Origin of the sequence: Flavobacterium sp. FPG59, from assembly GCF_002150205.1 — a bacterium.
Lineage (GTDB): Bacteria > Bacteroidota > Bacteroidia > Flavobacteriales > Flavobacteriaceae > Flavobacterium.
In genome coordinates this window covers 1-10,868 of the sequence record NZ_MTCA01000097.1, presented here as the reverse complement: position 1 = coordinate 10,868, position 10,868 = coordinate 1, and the positions used below count along the sequence as shown (strand labels likewise).

General features: G+C 33.4%; 12 protein-coding genes and 3 tRNA genes. 14 read left to right on the top strand and 1 reads right to left on the bottom strand.

Translation table 11 applies throughout. The features are described 5' to 3' along the window. The 5 genes from FPG59_RS09845 to FPG59_RS16955 form a co-directional block, all read left to right on the top strand. Window positions 1-228 (top strand): putative porin (locus FPG59_RS09845; protein WP_217875866.1); only part of this gene is annotated, 228 nt, incomplete at its 5' end. A 176-nt stretch (window positions 229-404) separates the two neighbouring features. Further along, window positions 405-1,766: a pyridoxal-phosphate dependent enzyme gene (locus tag FPG59_RS09840; RefSeq protein WP_086454435.1), complete on the top strand. Its 1,362-nt coding sequence runs from the start codon at window positions 405-407 to the stop codon at window positions 1,764-1,766. Window positions 1,767-1,922: 156 nt separating this feature from the next. Further along, complete coding sequence (locus FPG59_RS09835; protein WP_086454434.1) at window positions 1,923-2,405, top strand: 3'-5' exonuclease; 483 nt, start codon at window positions 1,923-1,925, stop codon at window positions 2,403-2,405. A gap of 88 nt (window positions 2,406-2,493) precedes the next feature. Continuing rightward, a complete protein-coding gene (locus tag FPG59_RS09830; protein WP_086454433.1) occupies window positions 2,494-3,765 on the top strand; it encodes a DUF2851 family protein in 1,272 nt (423 codons plus the stop codon). 57 nt (window positions 3,766-3,822) lie between these two features. Continuing rightward, window positions 3,823-4,050 (top strand): PspC family transcriptional regulator, encoded by a 228-nt coding sequence (locus FPG59_RS16955; protein WP_086454432.1) that lies wholly within the window; start codon window positions 3,823-3,825, stop codon window positions 4,048-4,050. A gap of 37 nt (window positions 4,051-4,087) precedes the next feature. Here FPG59_RS16955 and FPG59_RS09820 read toward each other — a convergent pair whose 3' ends face one another. Beyond that, on the bottom strand, window positions 4,088-5,554 hold the full coding sequence (locus tag FPG59_RS09820; RefSeq protein WP_086454431.1) for an APC family permease: 1,467 nt from the start codon (window positions 5,552-5,554) through the stop codon (window positions 4,088-4,090). Window positions 5,555-5,791: 237 nt separating this feature from the next. On the opposite strand from FPG59_RS09820, the gene FPG59_RS09815 reads away from it, so the two are divergent. From FPG59_RS09815 to FPG59_RS09775, 9 genes are all read left to right on the top strand, one after another. Continuing rightward, window positions 5,792-6,688, top strand: coding sequence for a helix-hairpin-helix domain-containing protein (locus FPG59_RS09815; protein ID WP_086454430.1), 897 nt, complete (start codon window positions 5,792-5,794; stop codon window positions 6,686-6,688). Between the two features lie 162 nt (window positions 6,689-6,850). After that, window positions 6,851-8,020 carry an acyl-CoA dehydrogenase family protein gene (locus FPG59_RS09810; RefSeq protein ID WP_086454429.1) on the top strand — a complete coding sequence of 390 codons (1,170 nt, stop codon included), beginning with the start codon at window positions 6,851-6,853 and terminating at the stop codon, window positions 8,018-8,020. A gap of 275 nt (window positions 8,021-8,295) precedes the next feature. Further along, entirely contained in the window at window positions 8,296-8,490 is a 195-nt protein-coding gene (gene rpsU, locus FPG59_RS09805) for a 30S ribosomal protein S21 (RefSeq protein WP_035670421.1), read from the top strand. 69 nt (window positions 8,491-8,559) lie between these two features. Continuing rightward, window positions 8,560-9,465, top strand: coding sequence for a tyrosine-type recombinase/integrase (locus FPG59_RS09800; RefSeq protein WP_086454428.1), 906 nt, complete (start codon window positions 8,560-8,562; stop codon window positions 9,463-9,465). Between the two features lie 20 nt (window positions 9,466-9,485). Continuing rightward, a complete protein-coding gene (gene raiA / locus FPG59_RS09795; RefSeq protein ID WP_086454427.1) occupies window positions 9,486-9,788 on the top strand; it encodes a ribosome-associated translation inhibitor RaiA in 303 nt (100 codons plus the stop codon). A 90-nt stretch (window positions 9,789-9,878) separates the two neighbouring features. Further along, a tRNA-Thr gene (locus FPG59_RS09790) sits at window positions 9,879-9,952 on the top strand. A gap of 31 nt (window positions 9,953-9,983) precedes the next feature. Continuing rightward, a tRNA-Tyr gene (locus FPG59_RS09785) sits at window positions 9,984-10,064 on the top strand. Between the two features lie 77 nt (window positions 10,065-10,141). After that, window positions 10,142-10,213, top strand: a tRNA-Thr gene (locus FPG59_RS09780). A 52-nt stretch (window positions 10,214-10,265) separates the two neighbouring features. After that, a partial coding sequence (locus FPG59_RS09775) for a GTP-binding protein (protein WP_140344623.1) occupies window positions 10,266-10,868 on the top strand: 603 nt, incomplete at its 3' end.

Below are 10,868 nucleotides of genomic sequence, written 5' to 3'. Positions count from 1 at the left end.
GAATACAACCCGTTAATTGGCGAGTTTTTTGTTCAAAACGAGAAACAAATTGGGAATCACCCAAATTTAGATTTTTTTATAAATGCAAAAATTCAAAGAACTAGGATATACTTAAAAGCAGAACATTTTAATTCTAGTTTTACAGGAAACAATTTTTATTCTTCGCCAAACAACCCATCCCGTGATTTCACTATTCGCTTTGGTTTAATTTGGAATTTTTTTAATTAATATTTTTAGGGCGTTTTTCCGTGCTATGCGCTCTATCTTTTCTTGCTTAAAGAAAGCAAGAAAAGGATGCCGCTTCTATCACGAACGCAATCTGTCTTGAGCAAGAATAATTTCTAACAAAACACTATCTTTGCATTCGTTTTTGTAACAAATCTTAAATTTAAATACACTTTTTTATGCATTACGCAGAAAATATATTAGGTACCATTGGTAATACCCCGTTAGTAAAACTAAACAAAGTTACTGCCGAGGTGGAGGCACTCGTTCTAGCAAAAGTAGAAACGTTTAATCCAGGAAATTCTGTAAAGGATAGAATGGCAGTAAAAATGATTGAAGATGCCGAGGCTGATGGTAGATTGCAACCCGGAGGAACCATTATTGAAGGTACATCTGGTAATACAGGAATGGGACTTGCACTAGTAGCAATCATCAAAGGATACAAATTGATTTGTGTTATTTCGGACAAGCAATCAAAAGAAAAAATGGATATTCTACGTGCTGTAGGGGCAAAAGTTGTTGTATGTCCTACTGATGTGGAACCAACTGATCCAAGATCATATTACTCGGTTTCAAAACGACTAGCTGAGGAAACACCTAATTCATGGTACGTAAATCAATACGATAATCCATCTAATGCAATTGCGCATTATGAGCAAACGGGTCCTGAAATTTGGGAACAAACAAATGGTAAAATTACTCATTTTGTAGTTGGTGTAGGTACTGGTGGAACGATATCCGGAACTGCTAAGTATTTAAAAGAACAAAATCCAAACATCAAAATCTGGGGAATTGACACTTATGGTTCTGTATTTAAAAAGTATCATGAAACGGGAATTTTTGATGAAAATGAAATTTATTCCTATATCACCGAAGGTATTGGGGAAGATATTCTTCCTAAAAACGTCGATTTTTCTCTTATTGATGGGTTCACAAAAGTTACAGATAAAGATGCTGCAGTTTACACTCGAAAAATTGCACTTGAGGAAGGGATATTTGTTGGGAACTCGGCAGGTGCTGCTATCAAAGGATTGTTGCAATTGAAAGAGCATTTTAAGCCAGAGGATGTGGTAGTGGTACTTTTTCATGATTCAGGAAGCCGTTACGTAGGGAAAATGTATAATGATGAATGGATGCGTGAACGTGGATTTTTAGAAGAAGAAGTAACTAAAGCAGAGGATGTAATAAAGGATCATATTGATAAGCCACTTATTGTTGTTCGTACCGAAGAGCTAGTTTCTCATGCTATTGAGCGCATGCGTAAATACAAGATTTCTCAAATTCCGGTAATTGATATTACTGGTTTTGTAGGCTCTGTTGACGAAAGTGATTTGTTTCAAAGTTATGTTGCAGATAAAAATGTAGCTGATAAACCAATAAAAGAGGTGATGGGCAAACCTTTTCCCGTAGTGAAGCATGGAACTCCTATTGAAGAGGTTTCTAAATTATTTACTAAAGAAAACGAAGCTGTCTTAGTTGAACTTGCTAATGGCAATCACCATATTATTACCAAGTATGATATTATTGGTTCTATTAAATAGATAGCTTATAATAGAATTTGAGGCCTACTTTGTTTTTACAATGTAGGCTTTTTTGTTTTGATGCAGTCGTTTTATGAACAGGTTAAAAGGGTTTTTGAGTTTAAGGAACTTATTTTTGATGTATTTTTGTAAATGTAACCTTAATAGAGAATTATAGTGACTTTTACTGCAATAGATTTTGAAACAGCAATTGGTTATCACCCTTGTTCTGTAGGTATTGTAACTGTTGAAAACGGTATTATTGTTGATGAATTTGTTACCTTGATACAGCCACCTAATAATTATTATTCCCCATACACAATTCAAGTGCATGGAATTCATCCATACGATACAGAGTACGCAAAGACTTTTGCTGAAATATATCCTGAAATTCACAAAAGGCTTTGTAATCGTGTAATTGTAGCACATAACGAGAGTTTTGATCGGAATGTTTTGGCTAAGTCCATGGCGAATAATTACTTGGATTATTCGGATTTAAATATCGCAGATCGATGGGAATGTACGGTCAAAATATACCGAAGCAAAGGATTGAAGCCTACAAAACTAAGTGATTGTTGTCGCGAAATGAATATAGAGCTTAATCACCATGAAGCGCTGTCCGATGCTCGTGCTTGTGCGCAATTGTATTTGATGAAATAAAAGTTTTACTCCAGTTTTGTAGCTGTTATTTTTATACTTGTAAGTAGAATATTTTCATTACTTTAGTGTAATGTGAAATATAAAAAGTATGAAAGAAGATTTTCTTCATTATATTTGGAAGTTTAAGAAATTCAACGTCCTCGATTTAAAAACGCAACAAGGTGATTCTTTGAATATTATCCACTCAGGACAATATCTTGAACTTTCTGGACCAGATTTTTTTAACGCTCAGATAATGATTGAGGGTCAAAAATGGGCGGGAAATGTTGAAATACATATAAAATCTTCAGATTGGTATGTACATCATCATGAAAAAGATGATGCCTATGACAGTGTTATTTTGCATGTTGTTTGGGAACATGACACCGAAATTTTTAGGAAAAATAACACCGAAATTCCAGTATTGGAGCTAAAAAATGTTGTTGATTCTTCTATTCTTAGCAACTATCAATCTCTGGTTGCTCCTAAATCATGGATTTTTTGTGAGAAGCAAATCAATCAAGTTGATGATTTTGTTCTAAATAATTGGCAAGAACGGTTGTTTTTTGAACGTTTAGAACGTAAATCCAAAACTATTTTTGAAATGCTGAAGCAAACTAATCAAGATTGGGAAGCGGTTTTGTTTTGTCTTCTAGCCAAAAATTTTGGGCTAAACACTAATGGTGATACTTTTTTAAAGATAGCACAATCTATTCCATTTGCTACCATAAGAAAAGAAAGTTTTGAAGTTGAAAATCTAGAAGCTTTACTTTTTGGTACCGCTGGATTATTAGATACAGAAAAAGAAGACAATTACTTTAAGGATTTAAAGTTCAGGTATTTTTATTTACTTCATAAATACCAAATTGAAAAAGAAATTATAGAGCCAGTTCAGTTTTTTAAACATCGCCCTGATAATTTTCCTACCATAAGACTGTCTCAATTATGTAATTTGTTTCATTTACAACAAAATTTATTTTCGAAAATTAGTACTCTAAAGTCTCTGCAAAATTGTTATAGTTTATTTCAAATCACTTCTTCAGAATATTGGTGTACACATTACCAGTTTGATAAAGCGAGTCCTAAAAAGAGAAAAGCACTCTCTAAATCATTTATTGATTTGATTGTAATTAATACTATAATACCTCTGCAGTTTACCTATTTTAAAAGTTTAGGTAAAGAGGTTTCCGAAGATTTTATTAACCTTCTCAAAGAAATCACACCCGAAAAGAATTCAATTATTGATAAGTTTAGTTCATTTGGGATCAAATCAAAAAATGCTTTTGACACACAAACTCTTTTGCAATTAAAAAATGAGTATTGTAATCAAAGTAAGTGTTTACAATGTAGTATTGGCATTGATTTACTTAAAAACAAATAATTATGTATAAGTACATGTGATAATAATTGTAATTTTGTATTTCTATACTCAAGTATTATGTCAGCAATTTTAAAACTAAAATTTTTTTTCGAGAAACACGGGTTTCATGTGTCTTCTAGGTTAGCAGACACTTTAGGGATGCGGGCTAGTAGTGTTCGTCTGTTCTTTATATACTTATCCTTTGTAACAGTAGGGTTGTGGTTTGCGGTCTATCTTACGCTTGCATTTTGGATGAAGTTAAAAGATCTTATTCGTGCTAAGCGTACTTCTGTTTTTGATCTATAAAAAAAGGCTCCTTAGTTAAAAGGAGCCTTTCTTGTTTTTATTCTTGTATGTCATTGTTCAATTTCGAATTTCGTTTTCCGTAAAGGAAATAAATCAGAATTCCAATTGCTAACCATCCTAGTGAAAATAATTGAGCTTGAATACTTAAATTAATCATCAACCAAGTGTTGATTGCAATTCCACAAATAGCAATTACTGGTAAAGCAGGAACCTTAAATGTACGAACTAATTCTGGTTGTTTAACTCTAAGCATCCATACTGCAATACATACCATTGTAAAGGCAAATAAAGTACCAAAACTTGTCATTTCTGCTAGTTTACTAATAGGTGTAAAGGCAGCAACAGTGGCAATAAATCCACCTAAAATCATCAAGTTTGTTTTAGGAGTTCCAGATAATGGATTGATTTTTGAGAATACAGGTGGGATTAATCCATCTTTTGACATTCCTAAAAATATACGAGATTGTCCCATGATCATTACCATTAATACTGATATTAAACCTACAGTAGCAGCAATGGTAATAATGTAACCAGCCCAAGCTTGACCAGCAATATCAAATGCGTAAGCAACAGGAGCTTTTATCGCTTCAGGATATTTTCCTAGTGGATTGAAATCTTGGTAGCTAATCATACCAGTTAAAACTAAAGAAACCAATATATATAGAATAGTACATACTAATAACGATGCAATAATTGCAAATGGCACATCTTTCTTAGGGTTGATTGCTTCACCTGCTTGGGTAGAAACAGCATCAAAACCTACATAAGCAAAGAAAATAGCCGCTGCTCCAGAAATAACTCCATTAATTCCATACGCTTGATGCGGTTTTTCGTCAACAATAATGGTTTGTACTTCAGGGATAAATGGTGTCCAGTTGTCTACATCTATAAAAAATGCTCCAGCAATAATAACAAAAATTACTGCAGATACTTTTAAAATTACAATAAAGTTATTGGCACTAGCTGCCTTTTCAGTTCCTTTAATTAGTAATGAAATTACTAAAAGTACAATTAAAAATGCAGGTAAGTTCATAGAAAAACCTTCACCAGTGTAACTAGCTGGATCTGCAGTTAGCCATTCCGGGAGTTGAACTCCAAACATTTTGAGCATTTTATTAAAATATCCTGACCACGAAACGGCGACCGTCATAGATCCCATTGCGTATTCTAATATTAATCCCCAACCGATTATCCAAGCAAATATTTCTCCAATAGTTCCATATGCATAAGCGTAAGCAGATCCTTCAACAGGTAAAATAGAAGCAAATTCTGAATAACATAATGCTGCAAATACACAGGCAATACCTGCAATTACAAATGAAAGCGCTAGTGCTGGACCAGCATGATTATAGGCTCCAGTACCTGTAAGAACAAATATTCCTCCTCCGATAATTGCTCCAATACCAATTGCAGTAAGACTCCACTTTCCTAAAACTCTTTTTAATTGACTTTTTTTCATATCAGCTTCAAAAGCTGATACTGGTTTAACTCTCCAAATTGACATGGTTGTTTAATGTTTTAAGTTATTAAGCTCCAAATGTATTGTTTTTTATAAAAAATAAAAACAATAATTGATTTTTAACTCATAAAAAATAGTTTAATATCCTTTTTCAGCTCTTTTTTATCGATTTATTATAATTACTCTTATATTTTTGTTCTAAATACGCATGTTGTTTAAGGATAGATTCTATATTTTTTTTATTTTTATATTCATTTAACTTTTAATGATTTCAATCAAATTATGAACTTCAAATCTTTTGAATCCTTTTTAAAGTTCAATAAAGAACAACGTCTTGGAATTATAGTGTTATTTACTATCATTATTTTTTTACAAATATGCTATTATTGTTTTGATTTTAGTACTGCCATTAAACAGTCGCCGCAGGAGTTACAGTGGATTGCGTTGCAGTCAACTTTGGATTATGAGAAGAATGTTAATGAAAATATACCAAAGCAACAATATGCATTTAATCCCAATTTCATTTCAGATTACAAAGGCTATAAATTAGGGATGTCTACACAAGAAATAGACAGGTTACTTGCTTTTAGAAAGCAGAATAAATTTGTAAATTCTCCAGAGGAATTCCAGCGTGTTACACAAATTTCAGATTCATTACTTGAAACTATATCTCCTTTGTTTAAGTTTCCTAATTGGGTTGGGTATAAAAAAAGCACCACTACTTATAAAGAATATAAAAATCAGGAGTATCAGACTTTTGCCAAAAAAGAAAAGGTATTAGTATTAGATATCAATCAAGCTGATAAAGAAGCTTTGATGAAGGTCTACGGAATAGGAGATGCTATTTCTTCCCGAATTTTGAAACAAAAAGAAACTCTTGGAGGGTTTGTCTCAATGGAGCAAATGGATGAGATATGGGGGCTGTCTCCAGAAGTTATAGAGAAATTAAACATTCATTTTAAAGTTGGAGTACTTCCTAATACTAAGAAAGTTGACATTAATAATGCGTCTTTAAAAGAGCTTAGCGCGTTTCATTACTTTAGATATGCACTTGCTAAAGAAATTGTAACATACAGAAGTATGAATGGAAACATAAAAAATATTGAGGATTTAACAAAAATTAAGGGATTTCCTGTTGATAAAGCAAAAATAATTGCCTTATATTTGGACTTTAAATAGAACTATCAAAAAACTAGAATAAAAAAGTACGTTTTTTTGTTATAATTTGAACAAACGTATTTTTATTGTTCTTTCTAATTTTGTTTTTTAGTACTTATCCAGAAACTGACTTTATATCTAGTTTCTACCAATCTAAAATTTGTTAAAAAAGAAAAAAAACATATGAATTCAATTTACTTCACAGAGGAGCACCAGGCATTTAGAGAAAGTTTAAAAGGTTTTTTACAAAAAGAAGTAGTTCCGCACATTGAGAAATGGGAAAAAACAGGAACAATAGAGCGCTTTATTTGGGAGAAATTCGGGGAAATGGGTTATTTTGGTATAGCTTACCCAGAGGCATATGGCGGTCTTGGTTTAGACTTATTTTACACGGTTATTTTCCTTGAGGAATTACAAAAAATAAAATCATCAGGTTTTGCTGCGGCCATGTGGGCTAATGCTTATTTGGCTATGACACACTTAAATGCCGAAGGTGATGAAAGGATAAAACAAGATTACTTGGTCCCGAGTATCGCTGGAAAAAAAATAGGTGCTTTGTGTATCTCGGAACCTTTTGGAGGTAGTGATGTTGCGGGAATGCGCACTAACGCCGTTAAAAAAGGGGACAAATATGTAATCAATGGTTCAAAAACATTTATTACTAATGGTATATATGCAGATTATTACATTGTGGCTGCCAAAACAAACCCAGAACTTGGTAACAAGGGAATTAGTATTTTTTTGATGGATACGGGTTTGAAAGGAATATCAGCTTCAAAACTTGATAAACTAGGCTGGAGAGCATCGGATACAGCAGAGATTGCTTTTGATAATGTAGAAATTCCTGCTGAAAATTTAATGGGTGAAGAGGGTAAAGGATTTCCGTACATCATGCAGCATTTTGCTTTAGAGCGTTTAATTATGGCAATCAATGCGCATGCTAGAGGTGAATATGCTATTGATTATACTATTGAATATATGTCTCAACGTGAGGCTTTTGGTAAAAAAATCAGTAAGTTCCAAGCATTAAGACATACGCTTGTTGAACATGCAACGGAGGTTGAGCATTGTAAAATTTTCAATTATGCTGCAGTAGCCCGTCTTGATAAAGGTGAGTATGTGGTTAAAGAAGCAACAATGGCAAAATTAAAATCGACAAAAGTAGCTGATGAGACTATTTACAGTTGTTTGCAAATGCTAGGAGGCTACGGTTATATGGAGGAGTATCCTTTAGCACGCTTGTTTAGAGATAGTCGTTTAGGGCCTATTGGTGGAGGTACATCTGAAATCTTAAAAGAAATTTTAGGAAAAATGATTATTGATAATCAAAATTATGAACCAGCTGTAAAATAGTTTAGTTCCCTTATGTATAAGGTACGAGTTATAAATATTAGTAAGAGTCTTGTGTTTCAAGGCTCTTTTTTTGTGTGAAGGATAGAAGTGGAAATCCTTTATGGATGCGTAGCAGCAAATAAAGATTGTAGCGCATAGCCTGACGGCAAAAAGATGGTATTTCAATAGATAAGAAATACTTCTTTACCGGCACACCCAAAATAAATAACAATAAATAGCGATAAAGTAAAAATAATGTCTACTTTTGCAGCCTAAAGAAAGGGGGTGTCTATATTATGTTAATTATACCAATTAAAGACGGAGAAAATATCGATAGAGCGTTAAAACGTTACAAAAGAAAATTTGATAAAACAGGAACTGTTCGTCAATTAAGAGCGCGTACTGCTTTTATTAAGCCTTCAGTAACGAATAGAATCAAAATTCAAAAAGCGGCTTATATCCAAAATATGAGAGATAACTTAGAGAGTTAATCTATTTTACGGAAAAATAAAACCGTTAGTCATCAAAATTTAATAACTTTGATGCTAACGGTTTTTTTTATGGCTACTAATAAAGATGCATTTCGAGATTATCTCACCTTGGAGAAAAAATATTCAGCACACACCATTATGGCTTATTGTGTGGATGTGGATGCATTTTCGGAATACATGAAAAAAGAATTTGACCAAGAAACTATAGATCATGTTCATTATGTTCAAATAAGAAACTGGATAGTCTCACTAGTGGATAAGTCGGTTTCGAATAGTTCTGTCAATCGTAAAGTAGCTTCCCTTAAAGCCTACTTTAAATTTTTAATGAAGATAAAGCAAATTGAGACAAGTCCTTTGCTAAAACATAAAGCTCTCAAAACGGCTAAAAAAGTACAAATACCTTTTTCGGAAAATGAAATGCAAAATCTTTTGTTTGGAACCCAGCATGCTGAAGGTTTTGAGCAAATAAGAAATGCTCTAATTGTAGAGTTGTTTTATGCTACCGGTATTCGCCGGACGGAGTTAATACATTTAAAAAATTCAGATGTAAATTTATCAAACAACACTATAAAAGTATTAGGAAAGCGAAATAAAGAGCGAATAGTTCCATTGTTGCCTATGCTTAAAGATCAAATATCTCGTTATCAAGAAGAAAGAAGGACGCTAGTTACGATTAATGATGAAGAGTGTTTTTTTCTAGCTAAAAAAGGAGATAAATTAAGTGATTCTTTTGTGTATCGATTAATAAATTCGTACTTTAGTAACATATCAGAGAAGGTAAAAAAGAGTCCGCATATTCTAAGACATACTTTCGCTACACATTTATTAAATAACGGAGCTGATTTAAACTCAGTAAAAGAGTTGCTTGGTCACTCGAGTTTAGCTTCTACGCAAGTTTATACCCATAACAGTTTAGCTGAGTTGAAAAACGTATATGCAAAGGCTCATCCTCGAGAAAGTAAAAATAAAATTTGAACCATTAAATAAAGAAGATCATGAAGGTAAGTGTACATGCAGTTAACTTTACAGTTGACAAGAAGCTAGTTGATTTTATTCAAGAAAGATTGGATAAGTTAGAAAAGTACTATGACAAGGTGGTGTCGTCGGATGTTTTTTTGAAAGTAGAAAAAACTAGCGAAAAGGAAAATAAAATTGCCGAAGTAAAAATAATTGTTCCTGGTGATGAATTTCTGGTCAAAAAGCAGTGTAAAACCTTTGAAGAAGCGATAGAGTTATCTTCAGAATCTCTAGAGCGAATGTTGCTCAAGAGAAAAGAAAAGATTAGTTCTCATATTTAATATAAATTTTTTTCAAAAAATGTTTTGATTGAGAGATAAAATCTATACATTTGCAGTCCGTTAGAAATAGCGGACTTTTTTTATTGATTTGCCAGCGTAGCTCAGTTGGCTAGAGCAGCTGATTTGTAATCAGCAGGTCGTGGGTTCGAGTCCCTCCGCCGGCTCAAATTATTGAGGTATAAAATAAAAAAAGTTGGGGAGATACTCAAGCGGCCAACGAGGGCAGACTGTAAATCTGCTGTGTGAACTTCGCAGGTTCGAATCCTGCTCTCCCCACTAGAAAACTTGAATTGTGTTTTTTTTGAATTGAAAAATTTAAAAATTGTAATTCGAGCTCTTTGATAAGAGGTTCTGCCGACTTAGCTCAGAGGTAGAGTGCTTCCTTGGTAAGGAAGAGGTCACGGGTTCAATTCCCGTAGTTGGCTCAAGTAAGTAGGAAATAAAAATTAATATATAACAAGATTAAAATTAAGTAAAATGGCAAAAGAAACCTTTAACCGTTCGAAACCACACTTAAATATTGGTACGATCGGACACGTAGATCACGGTAAAACTACTTTAACAGCAGCAATCACAAAAGTATTATCTGATGCTGGTTACTGTCAAGCAAAATCATTTGATCAAATTGATAATGCTCCTGAAGAAAAAGAAAGAGGTATTACAATTAATACATCGCACGTTGAGTACGAAACTGCTAATCGTCACTATGCACACGTTGACTGTCCAGGTCACGCGGATTACGTGAAGAACATGGTTACAGGAGCTGCTCAAATGGATGGAGCTATTCTTGTTGTAGCTGCAACTGATGGGCCAATGCCACAAACACGTGAGCACATCCTTTTAGGTCGCCAAGTAGGTATTCCTAGAATGGTAGTTTTCATGAACAAAGTGGATATGGTTGATGATGCTGAGTTATTAGAGTTAGTTGAAATGGAAATTAGAGACTTATTGTCTTTCTATGAGTACGATGGAGACAACTGTCCAGTTATTCAAGGTTCTGCTTTAGGTGGATTGAATAATGATGCTGCTTGGGTACCTAAAATTCTTGAATTGATGGAGGCTGTAGATTCTTGGATCGAA